This is a genomic window from Pseudomonas sp. P106(2024) (genome assembly GCF_057480815.1).
The window spans coordinates 107,958-126,194 of the sequence record NZ_JBLIYU010000012.1 but is presented as its reverse complement, the minus strand read 5'-3'; the positions used below and the strand labels follow the sequence as shown (position 1 = coordinate 126,194).

The window sequence follows — 18,237 nt, the reverse complement described above, 5'->3', positions numbered from 1 at the left end:
CGGGCTTGCCCCGCGATTGTGTCAGATCAGGCGCTGCAAGCCTTCCAGGCAGGTCGCCAGGTGATACGGCGTAGTCGATGGCATGTCGTGGCGGCTGACCGCGCCATTACCATCACGGCACTCATGCCAGCCACCGTCATGCAGGAATCGCGACTCCAGCGCCTGTAGCTGCGCCAGCAACCTCGCCTCGCTTCCTGGCCGCAAGGCCAGCGCCCGCAGGTACTCGGCCTGGGCCCAGATCCGTTGGGTCGCATCGATGACCTTGCCGTCCACATCGAGCATCGCCAGCACCGCCGTATCTTTCACACCGTACTGCTCGGCGTAGTCGAAGGCGCGGGTGATGGAAGCGTGCAGCGCTGTCCCGCGCAGCAGCGGCGAGGTGTCCAGCAAGTAGAACCATTCGAACTGGTGCCCCGGCTCGAACCAGTTATCCACAGACCCGCGTGGTTTTTCCAGCATCAGGCCGTGGCGCTGTTCGATGAATTGCACCTGCAGCGCGTCGCACAACTGCAGCAGCGACTGGCGAACCTCGTCGTCCTCGCGCACGGCCAGTACCTGAAGGAAAGCCTCGGCCAGGTGCATCTGCGGGTTCTGCAGCGAGCCGCTGCCCAGGTCCGACCAGTCCTCAGCGAGGCTGGCCTCGTACAGGCCATCGTCACGGGCGAACTGCTCGGCAACGACTTCGAGGGCACCGTTGAGCGTGGCTTCCACCAGGCCTTCTCCGACCTTGCCCCAGTAATGGGCACAGGCGAACACGATGAAGGCGTGGGTGTAGAGGTCCTTGCGTCGGTCCAACGGCTTGCCCTGCGCGTCGATGCTGTAGAACCAGCCGCCGTGCTCGGCGTCGTGGAAGTGCTTCTGCAGCGAACGGAACAGCGCGGCGGCGCGTTCGGCGGCGCCCGGTTGACCGATGCGGCTGCTGAACAGGTACAGCTGGCGGGCGCAGGCCATGGCCCGGTAGCGTTGCACCGGCAGTGGCCGGTGCTGGGTGTCCAGGGCTTCGTACGGCAGGGCCATGTCGGCGTTCCAGCCAGGGCCCTGCCACAGCGGCACGATGCGCTCGGCGAAGTGCTGTTGGAAACGGGTCAATGCGGGGCGGGGGTCGGACATGGTCGCGCTCGTGACGGTCGGGCAGGGCGCCATGGTAGCAGATGTAACAAGTGCTTCGTGGGCGCGTCAGCCGGGATTGCCCAGCCCCTGCCAGTGCCGCGCGCCCACGAAGATGAAGCGCAGTTGCTGGGTGATCTTCTCCTGGGGCGTCAGCGCCTGTGGATGACCCGACTCAGGGCTGTCGATCAGTTCCGGCAGGGTGGCGAACACGGTCTTGACCACCAGGTCGGCCATCACCGCCAAGGCGGCGCCGTCCAGATGCTGCCAACGCGGCATGCGTGCCAGGTCCGTGGCCAGGTCGTTGCTGATGTCCTGGCGCAGGCGGGCGATGGCCTGGCGCACTGGCTGCGAGCCGCCGTATTGCTCGCGGGCGAGGAACAGGAACTGCGCCCGGTGGGCGACGACCACGTCGAGGAAGATGCGCACCGAGGCGTCGGTGATGCCGCCCAGCTCGAATTCGTTGTGGCGTACCAGGCGGATGGTCTGGCGGAAAGTGGTGTCCACCTCGGCAACCAGGGCCAGGCCCAGCGCATCCATGTCGGGGAAGTGGCGGTAGAAGCCGGTGGGCACGATGCCCGCGGCCTTGGCCACCTCGCGCAGGCTGATGCTGCCGAAGCCACGGCCGCTCTCCATGAGCAGGCAGGCGGCATCCAGCAGGGCCTGGCGGGTCTGTAGCTTCTGTTCGGCGCGCGGCAGCATGGGGCAGGATTCTATGACGGTACGGCTGGGCATTCTGGATAAAAAAACAAAGCCCGGTCAATGGACCGGGCTTGGAGGGTAGCAGGCGCAGTGGGGCGGGTTGTTGTTCTCGGCCATGGCGATCAGCTCACACGGCTGAGTTCGACCAGACGATCCGAGCCACCTTCGGCGATACGGTTGTTGCGTTCGTTGAGGCGATCGGCGCCACCCTCGGCGACACGGTCATTGCGTTGGATCAGACGATCCGAGCCACCCTCGGCAACCCGGTCATTGCGTTGAATCAAGCGATCGGAGCCACCTTCGGCGACGCGGTTGTTACGTTCGAGCAGACGCTCGGAGCCGCCTTCGGCCACACGGCCTGCGCGCTCCTGCAGGCGCTCGGCGCCACCTTCTGCCAAGGTGTTCAGCGGTTGGCTGACGGTGGCGGCGCTGGAGCGCGATTCGGCGCTCAGGTGCTGGTCTTCGGCTGGCAGGGCGAAGGCGTTGGCGGCAAGTACGGACAGGGTCAGGCTCAGCAGCAGATGGCGTTTCATGGTTCGGTGCTCCTCGGGGGGGCTGGAAAGTGGGTACGAAGCCAATGCTACGCCTGGTAACTCCAGAGAAAAGTTCATCAGGATAATGGTAACAATCGACAGGATTGATACTGTGCGTGGAGGGCTCTGGATCAGTGTTTTCAGGTGTTTATCAAACACTGAGGCACGCTTGATCCCCGGTAACACTGCCGCTGTCCGTGGACGAAAAGCTGAGAAAGGCGTCAGGAAAATCCTGGTTATCATGGCGCACGGATTAAACCCGGCGGTTTTTCATCAGTCCGACATAATGAGTGCCATGCAGTCAGGAGAACCATGCAATGACGCGCCCTGCCAGAATCCTCATCTGGACCTTCGCCACCCTTGCCACCCTGCTGGCGATCCTGGTGGTGGTGATCGCCACCTTTGACTGGAACCGCGTCAAGCCGCTGCTCAACGAGAAAGTCTCCGAAGCACTGCAGCGGCCCTTCGCGATCAACGGCAACCTCGCCGTGCATTGGCGCACCGAACCCGAGGAAGGCGGCTGGCGGGCCTTCGTGCCCTGGCCGCACTTCAGCGCCGAGGACCTCACCCTGGGCAACCCCGACTGGCTCAAGGCGCCGCGCATGGTCGCCCTCGAGCGTGTGGACTTTCGCCTGGCGCCCTTGCCGCTGATCGTCCAGCGCATCAGCATCCCGCGCATCGACCTGGTCAAGCCCAGCGCCAGCCTTACCCGGCTGGCCGATGGCCGGGCCAACTGGGTGTTCGATTTCGGGCCCAAGGATGAGAACGAGGCACCGTCAAAGTGGGAGCTGGACATCGGCGCCATCGGCTTCGACCAGGGCAACGTCAGCTTCGACGACCAGACGCTGAAGACCAGCATGAAGGTGCAGGTCGATCCGCTGGGCAAGCCGATCCCGTTCAGCGACATCGTCGGCAAGGCCCGCGCCGAGAAGGCCGGCAATGCCCAGGACTATGCCTTCGGCTTCAAGGCCCAGGGCCGCTACAAGGGCCTGGCGGTGGCCGGCACCGGCAAGATCGGCGGCCTGCTGGCGCTGCAGGACGCCAGCCAGCCGTTTCCGCTGCAGGCCGATGTGCGTATCGGCGATACCCAGGTCGCGCTGGCCGGGACCCTGACCGATCCACGCAACCTCGGCGCCCTCGACCTGCGCCTGAAGCTTTCCGGCAACAGCCTGGGCAACCTCTACCCGCTGACCGGCGTGACCTTGCCCGATACGCCGCCGTACGCCACCGATGGTCATCTGACCGCCAACTTGCACGCCGCCGGCGGCGCGCAGTTCCGTTACGAGGGCTTCAACGGCAAGATCGGCGACAGCGACATTCACGGCGACCTGGTCTTTGTCGCCAGCCAGCCCCGGCCGAAGCTCTCCGGCAACCTGGTCTCCAACCAACTGCTGTTCAAGGACCTGGCGCCATTGATCGGCGCCGATTCCAACAGCGAGCAGAAGGCCCGCGGCGGTGCCAGCAAGCAGCCGGCCGGCAAGGTGCTGCCGGTCGAAGAATTCCGCACCGAGCGCTGGCGGGCCATGGACGCCGACGTGACCTTCGCCGGCAAGCGCATCGTGCACAGCGAGACGCTGCCGTTCAACGACCTGTCCGCCCATGTGATCCTCGAGGACGGCCTGCTGCGTCTGGAGCCGCTGCGCTTCGGCGTGGCCGGCGGCAACCTCGATTCCAACATCCGCCTGGACGGGCGCAGCGCGCCGTTGCAGGGTCGTGCACGGCTGACCGCGCGTGGCTTCAAGCTCAAGCAGCTGTTCCCCAGCTTCGCGCCGATGCAGACCAGCTTCGGCGAACTCAACGGCGATGCCGACATCAGTGGCCGGGGCAACTCGGTGGCCGCGCTGCTGGGCACTTCCAACGGGGATCTACGCCTGCTGATCAACGATGGCGCAATCAGCCGCAGCCTGATGGAGATCGCTGGGCTGAACGTGGGCAACTACGTGATCGGCAAGTTGTTTGGCGACGAAGATGTGAAGATCAATTGTGCCGCAGCGGATGTCGGGATCAAGGATGGCCTGGCCACCAGCCGCTTGTTCGTTTTCGATACCGAGAACGCGATCATCTACATCAACGGTACGGCCAACTTCGCCAGCGAGCAGTTGGACCTGAAGATCACCCCGGAGTCCAAGGGCCTGCGTCTGTTCTCGCTGCGTTCGCCATTGTATGTGCGCGGACCGTTCGCCAAGCCGAGTGCCGGCGTGCAGGCGGTGCCGCTGGCGCTGCGTGGCGCGGGAATGGTGGCGCTTGGCGTGGTGGCCGGGCCGGCGGCGGGGCTGCTGGCGCTGATTGCGCCGAGCAGCGGGGATGAACCCAACCAGTGCACGCCGTTGTTGCAGCAGATGCGCGCTGGCAAGGCGCCGGCGGCGGTGAAGGGCAAGAAATAGGGCCGCTTTGCGGCCCTTTCGCGACGCAAGGCCGCTCCCACAGGCAAAGCGTCGATCTTGAGTCATATGCTTGACCTGTGGGAGCGGCTTTGCGAAAGGGGCGCACAGCGCCCCCAGGTATCACAGCCCCTGCAACAGGTCCGACATATCGTCCGCGTGCTCTTCCTCCTGGGCCAGGATGTCCTCGAAGATGCGCCGGGTGGTCGGGTCCTTGTCGCCGATGTACTGGATGATCTCGCGGTAGCTGTCGATGGCGATGCGCTCGGCCACCAGGTCCTCCAGCACCATCTCCTTCAACGAATTGCCTGCCACGTACTGCGCGTGGGAGTTCTTGGTCAGGTTGTCCGGATTGAAGTCCGGCTCGCCGCCCAGCTGCACGATGCGTTCGGCCAGCTTGTCGGCGTGCTCGGCTTCCTGGTTGGCATGCTCGAGGAACTCCGCGGCGGCAACGCTGGCCTTGATGCCGCTGGCCATGAAGTAGTGACGCTTGTAGCGCAGGACGCAGACCAGCTCGGTGGCCAGCGACTCGTTGAGCAGGCGCAGGATCTTTTCACGATCGGCGTGGTAACCCTCGGTCACCGCGCCTTGCTCGACATGCTGGCGGGCACGTTCGCGCAGGGTCTTCACATCGGTCAGTTCAACGCTCATGTTCATCTCCGAAAGCATCAGGGTAGTCATGGTGTGTCATGCGCCGTGTACGGCGTCGCTGTCTTGTTGGCGTTGCTTGCAGGTCTTGAAGCCTTTGGCGTCGACATGGCCGGTGGCGTCGAAACGCACGTAGTAGGGCTGCTGGTGGCCATCACGGTTGAGGATGTAGTCGTTGCAGGTGCCGCCGTGGGGCAGGTCGATGACGTTGGACGGGCTGCCGCCGATGGCAATGACCTTCTGCATGGTCATGCCGTGCTCAACCTGCTTGACCAGCGGTTCGTCGCGGTAGGTGACGTAGTCCACCGGGTTTTCCGGGCGGCTGCCGCAGGCGGCTAGGGTGGCGCTTGCCAGAAGGATGGCCAGGGTTCGCTTGTACATGGTCCCGCTCCTTGCTCAGGGTCTGTTCTGCTTGGAACCGCGCGGCGCGCCGGGAGTTCGATTGCACTTGTCGCCGGTCGCGCTGTAGGGTGGACCGGTCTGTTCACGGATGAGGGCAAGGGGGATGAGTCAGGAGCTGGCCACGCGTTATCCACTGGTGCTGGTGCCGGGCATGCTCGGGTTCGTGCGGGCGCTGGTGTATCCCTACTGGTTCGGCATCGTGCCGGCATTGCGCCGGGGCGGCGCGCAGGTATTCCCGGTGCAGGTGTCGCCGCTGCATTCCAGCGAAGTGCGGGGTGAGCAGCTGCTCGGCATCATCGAGGACATCTGTCAGCGCACGGGGGCCGACAAGGTCAACCTGATCGGTCACAGCCAGGGCGCCCTCAGTGCCCGCTATGCGGCGGCGAAGCGGCCTGACCGGGTGGCTTCGGTGACGTCGGTGGCCGGCCCCAACCATGGCTCGGAGCTGGCCGACCATCTCGAACGCACGGCACCTGGTGACTCTGTGCGGGGGCGCCTCCTCAAGGCCGTGCTGCATGGCTTCGCTGTGCTGTTGGGTTGGCTGGAGACCGGATGGCGCCGCGATCCGCTGCCGATCGACGCGCACGCCTCCCATCAGTCGCTGACCAGTGCCGGGGTGGCGCTGTTCAACCAGGCTTATCCACAGGGGCTGCCCGAAGTCTGGGGCGGCGAAGGGCCGGCTGAGGTGAACGGTGTTCGCTACTACTCCTGGTCCGGCACCCTGCAGCCAGGGCGCACCGACCAAGGCTTGAACCGGTTTGACGGCAGCAACCGATTTTGCCGGCTGTTCGCCCGCAGTTTCGTCCGGGAGAAGGGGCAGTGCGATGGCATGGTCGGGCGCTTCAGCTCGCACTTGGGTCTGGTGATCGGGGACAACTATCCGCTCGATCACCTGGATATCGTCAATCAGTCGCTGGGCGCGGTGGGCAAGGGTGCCGAGCCGGTGCGGTTGTTCACCGAGCATGCCGCACGGCTCAAGGCTGCGGGGCTGTGAGAAGCCTGGGGCTGCTTTGCAGCCCTTCCCGAGTGCTAACGCCGTACCGGAGTGGTCCAACGCTCGGCCAGCAGCACGCCAACCAGCGTCAGCACACCGCCAACCAAGTGATAACTGGCCAACTGCTCATCCAGCACTACCGCCGCGATCACCGCGGTGACCACCGGCAGCAGGTTGAAGAACAGCGTGGTCCGGCTTGGCCCCAGACGGTGCACCGCCTGCATCCACACCCGTGGCGCGACCATCGAGGCCAGCAGGCCGGCATACAGCACCAGGCCAATGTTGTGGCCGTTCAACCCGGTCTTGGGTGACAGCAGGAACAGCGGCAGCAACACCAGGATCGCCACCAGCACCTGCAGGTACAGCAACTGCAACGGCGGCAGGCGCAGCTGCCATTTTTTCAACAGGAAGCTGTACAGCGCATAGGCGAAAGTGGCCACCAGCATCATCAGGTCGCCGGCGTTCAACCCCTGGTGCAGCAGCACGCCGGGTTGCCCGGCCGAGACCACCTCCAGTACGCCGAAGAACGACACCAGCGCGCCCAGCAGCGCGCCATAGGTCAGGCGCTGACCGAGCCAGGCAATGGACAGGGCCAGCGACATCAGCGGCATCAACGAGAGGATGATGCCCATGTTGGTGGCGCTGGTGATGGCGGCGGCGAAGTAGGCCAGGCTCTGGTAGATGGCCATGCCCAGCACGCCCAGCACGAAGATCTTGCCCAGGTGCGGGCGGATGGCCGTGCGGTTGCGCCAGAGCTGTGGCAGCAGGAAAGGGGTGAACAGCAGGCCGGCCAGCAGCCAGCGGTAGAAGCCGATCTCGGCGGGGAAGATGGCCCCGGCGGACATCTTGGTGACCACGGTGTTGCCGGCCCAGATGAGGATGGCGATGAGGGGGAAGAGGTAGTTCATGATGATTCTCGAGTTGCGGTTGACCCGTGGGAGCGGGCTTGCCCCGCGATTGCGCCAGGCCAGGAAATGATGTTGGCCGGGCGGGTGCAATCGCGGGGCAAGCCCGCTCCCACGTGGCGGCCATTATCGCTTGTCTGTCCAAATGCCTATACTTCCATCCAGACAACCCGTCCCGCGAAGCAGACAGCATGACCCGCAAGTTCCTCGACATCCCCCGGTTCGACCGGCTCCCCGCACCGGTCTACTTCCGCTACGACGAATTCGGCGCCGACACCCACAGCCCGCCGCACCGTCACCCCTGGGGCCAGCTCAACTATGCCTCCCATGGCCTGATGCACCTGGACGTCGAGGGCCAGCGCTTCATCTCGCCCCCGCACTACGCTGTCTGGGTGCCGCCGGAGACGGAGCATGGCTGCTACAACCCCCAGGCCATCATCTACCGTTCGGTCTATCTGGAGCGCAGCTTGTGCGCTGAACTGCCGGCGCAGCCCTGCAGCCTGGTGATCAGCGACATCCTCAAGGCGATCCTTGGCGACTTCGCCCGCCGCGACCTGCACATCGCCCAGGACGAGCGCGACCAGCGCCTGGTCCAGGTACTGATCGACCAACTGCGCCTGGCGCCGACGCAGACCTGTTATTTGCCGTTCGCCCGCAGCGACAGCCTGCGCCAGGTGCTCAAGGCGTTGCACGCGGGGCCTGGCGACAACCGGCCGCTCGCCCATTGGGCCGGGCAGGTGCATGTCAGCGAGCGTACCCTGGCCCGGCAGTTTCTGCGGGAGCTGGGGATGAGCTTCGGCGAATGGCGCTTGCGACTGCGCTTTCTGCGGGCTATCGAGGCGCTCGAGGCGGGCACGCCGATCCAGGCCATCGCCTTCGACCTCGGCTATAGCAGCGCTTCGGCCTTCATCGCCATGTTCCAGCGCCAGGCCAATTGCACCCCGGAGCAGTACCGCCGGCGGGCACGGACAGAGATGTAAGAATTCTTGTCTACACTCAGCTGCGACGAGCGCGCATCCGGCGCGCAGGCAAGGAGACCACTCCATGAAGCTGCTGCACGTACCCCTGCTGGTGTTGGGCCTGTTGATCGCGGGCCAAGGGTTCGCCGCCACCGCGCAACAGGAAAAGATGAAGACCTGCAACGCCGACGCCACCGCCAAGGCGCTCAAGGGCGATGAACGCAAGGCGTTCATGAGTACCTGCCTGAAAAAGGCCGAGCCGGCCAAAGCCGCCACCCAGCAGGAGAAGATGAAGACCTGCAACGCCGACGCCACCACCAAGGCGCTCAAGGGCGATGAACGCAAGACCTTCATGAGTGACTGCCTGAAGAAGAAATGACCTGCGCCTATGCCTCTGCCGTGAAGGCTGGCAGACTGCGGGACTTTCCGCTGTCTGCCGTTGAGGCTGTATGACTTTCACTCCCCGCCAGGTCACCCTGGCCAGCTGGATCATCGTCATGGCGGGCCTGTTGCTGGCGCTGCCGCTGAAGCTGCTGCCGAGCCTGCTGGCCGGCCTGCTGGTCTACGAGCTGGTCAACATGCTCACCCCGCGCCTGCAACCGCTGATCGCCGGGCAGCGCGCACGCTGGTTGGCGGTGGCGCTGCTCGGCACCCTGGTGGTGAGCACGCTGACGTTGCTGATCGCCGGCGCCTTCAGTTTCCTGCTGCACGAGGCCGAGAACCCCGGCGCCTCGCTGGACAAGTTCATGGGCCTGGTCGAGCGCGCGCGGGGCCAGCTGCCGCCGTTCATCGAAGCCTACCTGCCGGCCAGCGCCGCCGAGTTCAAGGTGGCCATCGGCGACTGGATCAAGAGCCACCTCAGCGACCTGCAACTGGTGGGCAAGGGCATGGCGCACATGTTCGTGACCCTGCTGATCGGCATGATCCTCGGCGCCATCGTCGCCCTGCAGCGCATCCCCGACATCTCCCGGCGCAAGCCCCTGGCGGCGGCGCTGTTCGAGCGCCTGAGCCTGCTGGTGCAGGCGTTTCGCAACATCGTCTTCGCGCAGATCAAGATCTCGCTGCTCAACACCTTCTTTACCGGCATCTTCCTGGCCGTGGTGCTACCACTGTTCGGCGTGCACCTGCCGTTGACCAAGACGCTGATCGTGCTGACCTTCCTGCTCGGGCTGCTGCCGGTGATCGGCAACCTGATGTCCAACACCCTGATCACCATCGTCGGCTTGTCGCTGTCGATCTGGGTGGCGATGGCGGCGCTGGGGTATCTGATTGTTATCCACAAGGTCGAGTACTTCCTCAACGCGCGGATCGTTGGCGGGCAGATCAGTGCCAAGGCCTGGGAGCTGTTGCTGGCGATGCTGGTGTTCGAGGCGGCATTCGGCTTGCCGGGGGTGGTGGCGGGGCCGATCTATTACGCTTACCTGAAGAGTGAGTTGAAGCGGGCGGAGTTGGTCTGAAGGATTGCCGGGGCCGCCACGCGGCCCCGGGATGGCTCAGGCGGCGCCGTAACGCTTGCGTGCCTCGATCGCCAGCCCACTGCCAATGCTGCCGAAGATATTGCCTTCCACATGCCGCGCATTGGGCAGCATCGCCGCCACGCTGTTGCGCAGCGCCGGAATCCCGCTGGAACCACCGGTGAAGAACACCGTGTCCACCTGCCCTTCGCTCACGCCGGCCTTGGCCAGCAGCTCGGTCACGCTGCCGCGCACCCGCTCCAGCAACCCGCCGATGGCATCTTCGAACAGCGCCCGGGTCAGTTCGGCCGACAGTTCAGGCTCGATCCGCCCGAAGTCGATGCGACGGCTGTCGCGCTCGGTCAGTTCGATCTTGCTGGCTTCCACTTCCATCGCCAGCCAGTGCCCGGCGCGCTGCTCGATCAGGTTGAACAGGCGGTCGATGCCTAGCGTGTCCTCGATGTCATAGCGCATGCTGCCCAGGGCCAGTTGCGACTTCTGCGAGTACAGGGCGTTGATGGTGTGCCAGGTGGCCAGGTTGAGGTGGTAGCTGGTGGGCATCAGCGCGCCGCTCTTCATCCGGCTGCCGTAGCCGAACAGCGGCATCACGCCCTGCAGGCTCAGCTGCTTGTCGAAGTCGGTACCGCCGATGTGCACGCCGCCGGTGGCGAGAATATCGCTCTGGCGCTCGGCCACCAGGTGACGCTCGGGCGACAGGCGGATCAGGGTAAAGTCCGAGGTACCACCGCCGATATCGACAATCAGGACCAGCTCTTCACGGCTAATGCCCGACTCGTAGTCGAACGCCGCGGCGATCGGTTCGTACTGGAACGACACGTCCTTGAAGCCGATCTTGCGCGCAACCTCCGCCAGGGTGTCCTCGGCCTCCTGGTCGGCGGCCGGGTCTTCGTCGACGAAGAACACCGGGCGGCCCAGCACCACCTGGTCGAATTCGCGGCCGGCATCGGCTTCGGCACGCTTTTTCAGTTCGCCGATGAACATGCCCAGCAGGTCCTTGAACGGCAGGGCGCTGCCCAGCACGCTGGTGTCGTGCTTGATCAGCTTGGAGCCCAGCAGGCTCTTGAGCGAGCGCATCAGGCGGCCTTCGTAGCCCTCCAGGTACTCGTGCAGGGCCAGGCGGCCGTACACCGGGCGACGCTCCTCGATGTTGAAGAAGACCACCGACGGCAGGGTGATCTTGCCGTCTTCCAGGGCGATCAGCGATTCGACGCCCGGGCGGTGCCAGCCGACCGTGGAGTTGGAGGTGCCGAAGTCGATGCCGAGGGCACGGGCCGGGGATACGTCAGACATGAAGGAGAGCTTCCGGAGGCAAAACGGCCGCGCAGTTTATGCCAGTCTGCGACTAAATCAAGACCGGTCGTCTGCGATAGCGCAACCCCGAATGAACCTTGAAAGGCTATGCTTGACCCCAATCTTCAATAGCAATACGTACATTCACATCGGTGATCCATAGATGGACTTCAAAGACTATTACAAGATACTCGGCGTCGAGGCGAGCGCGGACGAGAAGGCGATCAAGGCCGCGTACCGCAAGCTCGCGCGCAAGTATCACCCCGACGTCAGCAAGGAGCGTGACGCCGAGGACAAGTTCAAGGAGGCCAACGAGGCCTACGAAGTGCTTGGCGACAAGGACAAGCGTGCCGAGTACGACGAAATCCGCAAGTACGGCGGCCAGCATGGCCGGCCGTTCCAGGCGCCGCCTGGCTGGGAGTCCCGCGGCGGTGGTGGCGGTGGCTTCGAGGGTGGCGATTTTTCCGATTTCTTCAGCTCGATCTTCGGCGCCCGGGGCGGCAACCCCTTTGGTGGCGGCGGTGGCCGGCAGCAACGCAGTGCCGGCAGGCGAGGGCAGGACGTGGAACTGGAACTGGCGGTCTTCCTCGAAGAGACCCTGAACAAGGAATCCAAGCAGATCAGCTTCCAGGTGCCGCAGACCAACGGTGCCGGGCAGCGTACCGGGTTCACCACGAAAACGCTGAACGTGAAGATCCCCGCCGGGGTGACCGACGGCGAGCGCATCCGTCTCAAGGGCCAGGGCGCGCCGGGCGTGGGCGGTGGCGCCAACGGCGACCTGTTCCTGACCATCCGCATGGCTCCGCACCCGCTGTTCGATGTCGAAGGCCATGACCTGATCATCACCGTGCCGCTGGCACCGTGGGAAGCGGCGCTCGGCGCCAAGGTGGCCGTGCCGACCCTGACCGGCAAGATCAACCTGACCATCCGCCCCGACAGCCAGAGCGGCCAGCGCCTGCGGGTCAAGGGCATGGGCCTGTTGAACAAGCAGGGCGAGCGCGGCGACCTGTACGCCCAGCTCAAGGTGGTCATGCCCGCCCAGTCCGACGCCGCCGCGCGCGAACTGTGGACCCAGCTCTCCGAGAAAGCCGCGTTCAATCCGAGGACTCAATGGAGTAAGTGATCATGAGCAGCACCCTGATCGTTCAACTGGACATGCGTACCCTGTGCCAGGAGGCCAATGTATCGGCCGACTGGGTGATCGAGATCGTCGAGCACGGCATTGTCGAACCGTCAGGGCGAACGCCCGAGGAGTGGGTGTTCGATGACCGCGCGCCGGTGACGCTGAAGCGCGCGGTGAAGCTGCATCAGGAGCTGGAGTTGGAGTGGGAAGGGGTGGCGCTGGCGCTGGAACTGTTGGAAGAGGTGCAGCAGTTACGCAGTGAGAACAGCATGTTGAAGCAGCGGTTGGGCAGGTTTACCCAGATATAAGAGTAAAAGCATCGCGGGGCAAGCCCGCTCCCACGCCAGGCATCGAGGTGCTTCGTGGGAGCGGACTTGCCCCGCGATTGCATCAACGCCGTTCTGAAGCCGGCGCCAGGACCTTGAAATACAACGCTGTTGCCCGGTACACCCCTTCCGGTCCGCAGGCATAATCCGGAATCTCCCCCGCCTTGCTGTACCCCTGCGCCCGATAGAACGCCTCGGCCCCAGACCCCGCCTCGGTATCGAGAAACAGCATCCCCCGCCCGATCCGCCGCGTCTCGGCCTCCAGGGCCCCCATCAACTGCTGCCCCAGCCCACGCCGCCGAGCATCGCTGTGCACCAGCAACTTCTGCACCTCGGCCCGGTTCAGCCCATTGGGCTTCAGGCACAACCCCAACTGCACGCTGCCCAGCACTTCCTGCCCCTGGGCAATGACCCAGAGCAGTTGCTCGCCACTGGCCATTTTTGCCTTCACCTCATCGAAGTAGGCCTTGGCCTGCTGCTCGTCGATATCGGCCAGAAACCCCACCGACGCGCCCTGGCGCACCGCATTCAGCAAAAGGACCACCAGCCCGTCGCGGTAGTACGCCAGGCCTTCGTGGGTGACGCGGTGCAGCTGGGCGGTGTTCATTGGCTTCAGGTCCTTGAAGGGGGAAGCGTGTTGTCATCCAGGTAAAGCTGCATGAAGGTCAGGTCCAGCCAGCGCCCGAACTTCACCCCCACCTGCGGCATCTGCCCGGTGATGCTGAAGCCCAGGCGTTCGTGCAGGCGGATCGACGCGGCATTGCCGCTCTCGATGGCGGCGACCATCACATGTTTGTCGCAGTGGCGCGCGCGCTCGATCAGCGCGTCCATCAACACCGGGCCCAGGCCCTTGCCGCGTTGGTCGCCACGCACGTACACCGAATGCTCGACGGTGTGGCGAAAGCCCTCGAACGGCCGCCAGTCGCCAAATGAGGCATAGCCCAGCACGCCGCTGTCGTCCACCGCCACCAGGATCGGATAGCCCTGCTGCGCACGGGCCTCGAACCAGGCCTGGCGGTTGCCCAGGTCCACGGGGGTTTCGTTCCAGATCGCCGTGGTGTTGGCCACGGCGTCGTTGTAGATGTCGAGGATGCCCGGCATGTCGTCGATCAGGGCGTCGCGGATCTGGTAACTCATGACAGCGTCTCGCAAGGGAAGTGGCTGCAGATTAAATGGTAACCAGGCCGCGCACACCTTCGGCCTGCATGTTTTCACCCCGGCCGCGCTGGACGATCTCACCGCGGGCCATGACCAGGTATTGGTCGGCCAGCTCCTCGGCGAAGTCGTAGAACTGCTCCACCAGCAGGATGGCCATGTCGCCCCGGTCGGCGAGCGTACGAATCACCGCGCCGATTTCCTTGATCACCGACGGCTGGATGCCTTCGGTGGGCTCGTCGAGGATCAGCAGGCGCGGGCGGCTGGCCAGGGCGCGGCCGATGGCCAGCTGTTGCTGCTGGCCACCGGAGAGGTCGCCGCCACGGCGTTGCTTCATCTGCTCCAGCACCGGGAACAGTTCGTAGATGAAGGCTGGCACTTCCCGGGCCTCGCGGGCGGGGAACCGCGACAGGCCCATCAGCAGGTTTTCCTCGACGGTCAGGCGCGGGAAGATTTCGCGGCCCTGCGGCACGTAGCCGATGCCGGCCTGGACCCGTTGCTGGGGCTTGAGCGTGGTAATGGGTTTGCCTTCCCATTCCACGCGGCCCTCGCGGGCCGGCAGCAGGCCCATCAGGCAGCGCAGCAGGGTGGTCTTGCCCACGCCGTTGCGGCCCAGCAGGCAGGTGACCTCGCCGACCTTGGCCTCGAAGGACAGGCCGCGCAGGATGTGGCTGCCGCCGTAGTATTGGTGCAGGGTGTCGATTTTCAGCATGTTCTGCCCTTGAGTCGTTCAATTCGTGGGTGCGGGCCTATCTACCGAGATACACCTCGACCACCCGCTCATCCTCCTGCACCTGCGCCAGCGACCCTTCCGCCAGCACACTCCCCTGGTGCAGCACCGTCACATGGTCGGCAATGCTGCCGACGAAGCCCATGTCATGTTCCACCACCATCAGTGAATGCCTGCCCGCCAAGGAGCGGAACAGCTCGGCGGTGAACGCGGTCTCGGCATCGGTCATCCCCGCCACCGGCTCGTCGAGCAGCAGCAACCTCGGCTCCTGCACCAGCAGCATGCCGATTTCCAGGAACTGCTTCTGCCCGTGGGACAACAGCCCCGCCTGGCGCTGGGCCAGGGGCAGCAGGCGCAGGGTGGTCAGCACCTCCTCGATGCGCTGGCGCTGCTCGCCGGACAACCGCGCCACCAGGCTTGCCCACACCGACTTGTCGGCCTTGAGCGCCAGCTCCAGGTTCTCGAACACCGTCAGCGCCTCGAACACCGTGGGCTTCTGGAACTTGCGGCCGATGCCGGCCTGGGCGATCTGGCATTCGCTCATGCGGGTCAGGTCGAGGGTGTCGCCGAAAAACGCGGTCCCCGTGTCGGGCCGAGTCTTGCCGGTGATCACGTCCATCATCGTGGTCTTGCCGGCGCCGTTGGGGCCGATGATGCAGCGCAACTCACCCACGCCGATGTACAGGTTCAGATCGTTGAGCGCCTTGAAACCGTCGAAACTGACGCTGATGCCCTCCAGGCTCAGCACCGTGCCGTGGCGGGTGTCGAGCCCAGTCTCGCGGCGCCGACCGAGGCCGATCGCCTCGCGACCGCTGCCGATCTGGTCGAAGATCGGCTCCAGCATGAATTCCGGATGCACCGGGGGCACGCTTCTCATGGCTGGCTCCTTTTCTTCACAAGGCCGACCACGCCCTTGGGCAGGTACAGGGTGACGAGGATGAACAGCGCGCCGAGGAAGAACAGCCAGAACTCGGGGAACGCCACGGTGAACCAGCTCTTCATGCCATTGACCAGGCCGGCGCCGAGCAGAGGCCCGATCAACGTGCCGCGCCCGCCCAGGGCCACCCACACGGCGGCCTCGATGGAGTTGGTCGGCGACATCTCGCTGGGGTTGATGATGCCCACCTGCGGCACGTACAGCGCCCCGGCCAGGCCGCACAGCACGGCGCTGAGCACCCATACCAGCAGCTTGAAGCCACGCGGGTCGTAGCCGCAGAACATCAGGCGGTTCTCGGCGTCACGCACGGCAGTGAGCAGGCGCCCGAACTTGCTCTGGGTCAGGCGCCAGCACAGGAACAGGCTGCCCAGCAGCAGGCCGACCGTGAGCAGGAACAGCACGGCCCGGGTGCCCTGGGCGGCGATGTCGAAACCGACGATGGTGCGGAAGCTGGTGAAGCCGTTGTTGCCGCCAAAGCCTGTCTCGTTGCGGAAGAACAGCAGCATCCCGGCGAAGGTCAGGGCCTGGGTCATGATCGAGAAATACACGCCCTTGATCCGCGAGCGGAACGCGAAGAAGCCGAACACCAGCGCCAGCAGCCCCGGCGCCAGCACCACCAGGCACAGCGCCCAGGCGAAATGCTGGGTGCCGGCCCAGTACCAGGGCAGCTCGCTCCACGACAGGAAGGTCATGAACCCCGGCAGGCCGTCGCCGGCCGCCTGGCGCATCAGGTACATGCCCATGGCGTAGCCGCCCAGGGCGAAGAACAGGCCATGGCCGAGCGACAGCAACCCGGCGTAGCCCCAGACCAGATCCAGGGCCAGGGCGACGATGGCGTAGCAGAGGACCTTGCCGACCAGGGTCAGGGTGTAGGCCGAGACCTGCAAGGCGTGCCCGTCGGGCAGCAGCGACAGCAGCGGCAGGGCCAGCAGCACCAGGACGACAACGGCGCCGACGGCCATTGAAACCCGGGTGCCGGCCTTGCGCGTGGCAGTGACAATCAATGGCTGGTTCATCAGTCGATTACCCGTCCCTTGAGGGCGAACAGGCCTTGCGGGCGCTTCTGGATGAACAGAATGATCAGCGCAAGGATGAGGATCTTGCCCAGCACCGCACCGATCTGCGGCTCCAGCAGTTTGTTGGCGATGCCCAGTCCGAAGGCTGCCCACAGGCTGCCGGCCAGCTGGCCGACACCGCCGAGCACCACCACCAGGAACGAGTCGATGATGTAGCTCTGGCCCAGGTCCGGCCCCACGTTGCCGACCTGGCTCAAGGCCACGCCGCCGAGCCCGGCGATGCCGGAGCCGAGGCCGAAGGCGAGCATGTCGACGCGCCCGGTGGACACCCCGCAGCAGGCGGCCATGTTGCGGTTCTGGGTGACCGCGCGCACGTTCAGGCCCAGCCGCGTGCGGTTGAGCAGCAGCCAGGTAAGCAGCACCACCGCCAGGGCGAAGCCGATGATCACCAGGCGGTTGTACGGCAGCACCAGGTTGGGCAGCACCTGGATGCCGCCGGACAGCCAGGCCGGGTTGCTCACCTCGACGTTCTGCGCGCCGAAGATCAAGCGCACGGCCTGGATCAGGATCAGACTGATGCCCCAAGTGGCCAGCAGGGTTTCCAACGGCCGGCCATACAAGTGACGGATCACTGTGCGCTCCAGCGCCATGCCGACCCCCGCGCTGACGGCGAAGGCCACCGGCAAGGCGATCAACGGATAGAACTCGATGGCGCCGGGGGCATAGCGTTGCAGCAGCACCTGGACCATGTAGGTGCTGTAGGCGCCGAGCATCAGCATCTCGCCGTGGGCCATGTTGATCACCCCGAGCAGGCCGAAGGTGATCGCCAGACCCAAGGCCGCCAGCAGCAGGATCGAACCCAGCGACAAGCCGCTGAAGGCCTGGCCGAGCAATTCACCGACCAGCAGCTTGCGCTGTACCTGGGCCAGGCTGGTTTCGGCGGCGGTGCGCACGGCGGCGTCGGTTTCGGCGTCGGGTTGTAGTAGCGCTTCAAGGCGGGTGCGTGCCAGTGGGTCGCCGGTTTCGCCGAGCAGGCGCACGGCGGCCAGGCGGACCGCGGGCTCGCTGGCGCCCAGTTGCAGGTTGGCCAGGGCCAGGCCGAGTGCGGCGTGCACGGCGGCGTCGGGTTCGCTGGCGAAGCGGCGGTCGAGGAAGGCCATTTGCGCCGGTTGTGCGGTTTTTTGCAGTTGTTGGGCGGCGGCCAGGCGGATGCTGGCTTGGTCGCTGAATAGCCGATGGCTGGCCAGGGCGTTGTCGATCAGGCCGCGCAGGCGGTTGTTCAGGCGCAGTTTGCGGGTGTCGTTTTCGGCGATGCGGCCTTGGCGCAGGTTGTCCAGCAGCGGCAGGCGGGCGGCATCGGGTTGCGCGGCCCAGGTTTCGAGCAGGCGCGCCTGGTCGGCGGGCTTGGCGCTGAGGAAGAACTCGCCTTCGCTGGCGTGGCTGGCCAGGGGCAGTAACAACAAGAGGGTGAGCAGGAATCTGAGCATTAGTTATTCCTGTGTAGTCAGGGTAAGGCGAGGGCTTCGCCCTCGATCGCGACACAAGGCCGCTCCC

Annotated in this window: 20 protein-coding genes; 7 read left to right on the top strand and 13 right to left on the bottom strand. The window is 65.3% G+C overall.

What is annotated here, in order from left to right:
* Window positions 1–21: 21 nt before the first annotated feature.
* The 3 genes from AC25M7_RS19025 to AC25M7_RS19015 all read right to left on the bottom strand — a co-directional run bounded on the left by AC25M7_RS19025 (window position 22) and on the right by AC25M7_RS19015 (window position 2,342).
* Window positions 22–1,110 carry an AGE family epimerase/isomerase gene (locus AC25M7_RS19025; protein ID WP_028688238.1) on the bottom strand — a complete coding sequence of 363 codons (1,089 nt, stop codon included), beginning with the start codon at window positions 1,108–1,110 and terminating at the stop codon, window positions 22–24.
* Window positions 1,111–1,176: 66 nt separating this feature from the next.
* Complete coding sequence (locus AC25M7_RS19020; protein WP_028688237.1) at window positions 1,177–1,809, bottom strand: TetR family transcriptional regulator; 633 nt, start codon at window positions 1,807–1,809, stop codon at window positions 1,177–1,179.
* A gap of 122 nt (window positions 1,810–1,931) precedes the next feature.
* A complete protein-coding gene (locus tag AC25M7_RS19015) occupies window positions 1,932–2,342 on the bottom strand; it encodes a phage infection protein (protein ID WP_088852050.1) in 411 nt (136 codons plus the stop codon).
* A 317-nt stretch (window positions 2,343–2,659) separates the two neighbouring features.
* On the opposite strand from AC25M7_RS19015, the gene AC25M7_RS19010 reads away from it, so the two are divergent.
* Entirely contained in the window at window positions 2,660–4,726 is a 2,067-nt protein-coding gene (locus AC25M7_RS19010) for an AsmA family protein (RefSeq protein WP_028688235.1), read from the top strand.
* Between the two features lie 120 nt (window positions 4,727–4,846).
* On the opposite strand, the gene AC25M7_RS19005 is transcribed toward AC25M7_RS19010, so the two are convergent.
* Both AC25M7_RS19005 and osmE read right to left on the bottom strand, forming a co-directional pair.
* Window positions 4,847–5,374, bottom strand: a complete 528-nt coding sequence (locus tag AC25M7_RS19005) for a ferritin-like domain-containing protein (RefSeq protein ID WP_036985638.1) — start codon at window positions 5,372–5,374, stop codon at window positions 4,847–4,849.
* 36 nt (window positions 5,375–5,410) lie between these two features.
* Window positions 5,411–5,752 (bottom strand): osmotically-inducible lipoprotein OsmE, encoded by a 342-nt coding sequence (gene osmE, locus AC25M7_RS19000; protein ID WP_028688233.1) that lies wholly within the window; start codon window positions 5,750–5,752, stop codon window positions 5,411–5,413.
* A 124-nt stretch (window positions 5,753–5,876) separates the two neighbouring features.
* Between osmE and AC25M7_RS18995 the strand changes: the two genes are divergently transcribed.
* Window positions 5,877–6,767 carry a lipase family alpha/beta hydrolase gene (locus AC25M7_RS18995; protein ID WP_486971363.1) on the top strand — a complete coding sequence of 297 codons (891 nt, stop codon included), beginning with the start codon at window positions 5,877–5,879 and terminating at the stop codon, window positions 6,765–6,767.
* A 35-nt stretch (window positions 6,768–6,802) separates the two neighbouring features.
* On the opposite strand, the gene AC25M7_RS18990 is transcribed toward AC25M7_RS18995, so the two are convergent.
* Window positions 6,803–7,675, bottom strand: coding sequence for a DMT family transporter (locus AC25M7_RS18990; protein WP_028688231.1), 873 nt, complete (start codon window positions 7,673–7,675; stop codon window positions 6,803–6,805).
* 188 nt (window positions 7,676–7,863) lie between these two features.
* Between AC25M7_RS18990 and AC25M7_RS18985 the strand changes: the two genes are divergently transcribed.
* The 3 genes from AC25M7_RS18985 to AC25M7_RS18975 all read left to right on the top strand — a co-directional run bounded on the left by AC25M7_RS18985 (window position 7,864) and on the right by AC25M7_RS18975 (window position 10,088).
* Window positions 7,864–8,652: an AraC family transcriptional regulator gene (locus tag AC25M7_RS18985; RefSeq protein ID WP_028688230.1), complete on the top strand. Its 789-nt coding sequence runs from the start codon at window positions 7,864–7,866 to the stop codon at window positions 8,650–8,652.
* A gap of 64 nt (window positions 8,653–8,716) precedes the next feature.
* On the top strand, window positions 8,717–9,010 hold the full coding sequence (locus AC25M7_RS18980; protein WP_062360875.1) for a PsiF family protein: 294 nt from the start codon (window positions 8,717–8,719) through the stop codon (window positions 9,008–9,010).
* 70 nt (window positions 9,011–9,080) lie between these two features.
* On the top strand, window positions 9,081–10,088 hold the full coding sequence (locus tag AC25M7_RS18975; protein ID WP_062360876.1) for an AI-2E family transporter: 1,008 nt from the start codon (window positions 9,081–9,083) through the stop codon (window positions 10,086–10,088).
* Window positions 10,089–10,124: 36 nt separating this feature from the next.
* On the opposite strand, the gene AC25M7_RS18970 is transcribed toward AC25M7_RS18975, so the two are convergent.
* Window positions 10,125–11,396 (bottom strand): Hsp70 family protein, encoded by a 1,272-nt coding sequence (locus AC25M7_RS18970; protein WP_062360878.1) that lies wholly within the window; start codon window positions 11,394–11,396, stop codon window positions 10,125–10,127.
* Window positions 11,397–11,559: 163 nt separating this feature from the next.
* Here AC25M7_RS18970 and cbpA point away from each other — a divergent pair, with 163 nt between their 5' ends.
* Complete coding sequence (gene cbpA / locus AC25M7_RS18965) at window positions 11,560–12,519, top strand: curved DNA-binding protein (protein ID WP_028688226.1); 960 nt, start codon at window positions 11,560–11,562, stop codon at window positions 12,517–12,519.
* A 2-nt stretch (window positions 12,520–12,521) separates the two neighbouring features.
* Window positions 12,522–12,827 (top strand): chaperone modulator CbpM, encoded by a 306-nt coding sequence (locus tag AC25M7_RS18960; RefSeq protein ID WP_028688225.1) that lies wholly within the window; start codon window positions 12,522–12,524, stop codon window positions 12,825–12,827.
* 82 nt (window positions 12,828–12,909) lie between these two features.
* Here the strand turns inward: AC25M7_RS18960 and AC25M7_RS18955 are convergent, their stop codons facing one another.
* From AC25M7_RS18955 to urtB, 6 genes are read right to left on the bottom strand one after another with little or no spacing between them, the layout of a single operon-like run.
* Entirely contained in the window at window positions 12,910–13,452 is a 543-nt protein-coding gene (locus tag AC25M7_RS18955) for a GNAT family N-acetyltransferase (RefSeq protein WP_486971362.1), read from the bottom strand.
* Between the two features lie 5 nt (window positions 13,453–13,457).
* Window positions 13,458–13,982 carry a GNAT family N-acetyltransferase gene (locus AC25M7_RS18950; protein WP_028691303.1) on the bottom strand — a complete coding sequence of 175 codons (525 nt, stop codon included), beginning with the start codon at window positions 13,980–13,982 and terminating at the stop codon, window positions 13,458–13,460.
* 31 nt (window positions 13,983–14,013) lie between these two features.
* Complete coding sequence (gene urtE / locus AC25M7_RS18945; RefSeq protein ID WP_028691302.1) at window positions 14,014–14,712, bottom strand: urea ABC transporter ATP-binding subunit UrtE; 699 nt, start codon at window positions 14,710–14,712, stop codon at window positions 14,014–14,016.
* 37 nt (window positions 14,713–14,749) lie between these two features.
* On the bottom strand, window positions 14,750–15,607 hold the full coding sequence (gene urtD / locus AC25M7_RS18940) for an urea ABC transporter ATP-binding protein UrtD (protein ID WP_028691301.1): 858 nt from the start codon (window positions 15,605–15,607) through the stop codon (window positions 14,750–14,752).
* A complete protein-coding gene (gene urtC / locus AC25M7_RS18935; protein WP_062572703.1) occupies window positions 15,604–16,683 on the bottom strand; it encodes an urea ABC transporter permease subunit UrtC in 1,080 nt (359 codons plus the stop codon). Before urtC ends, urtD begins: the two co-directional genes overlap by 4 nt.
* Window positions 16,683–18,170, bottom strand: a complete 1,488-nt coding sequence (gene urtB, locus AC25M7_RS18930; protein WP_028691299.1) for an urea ABC transporter permease subunit UrtB — start codon at window positions 18,168–18,170, stop codon at window positions 16,683–16,685. Before urtB ends, urtC begins: the two co-directional genes overlap by 1 nt.
* Window positions 18,171–18,237 lie beyond the last annotated feature (67 nt).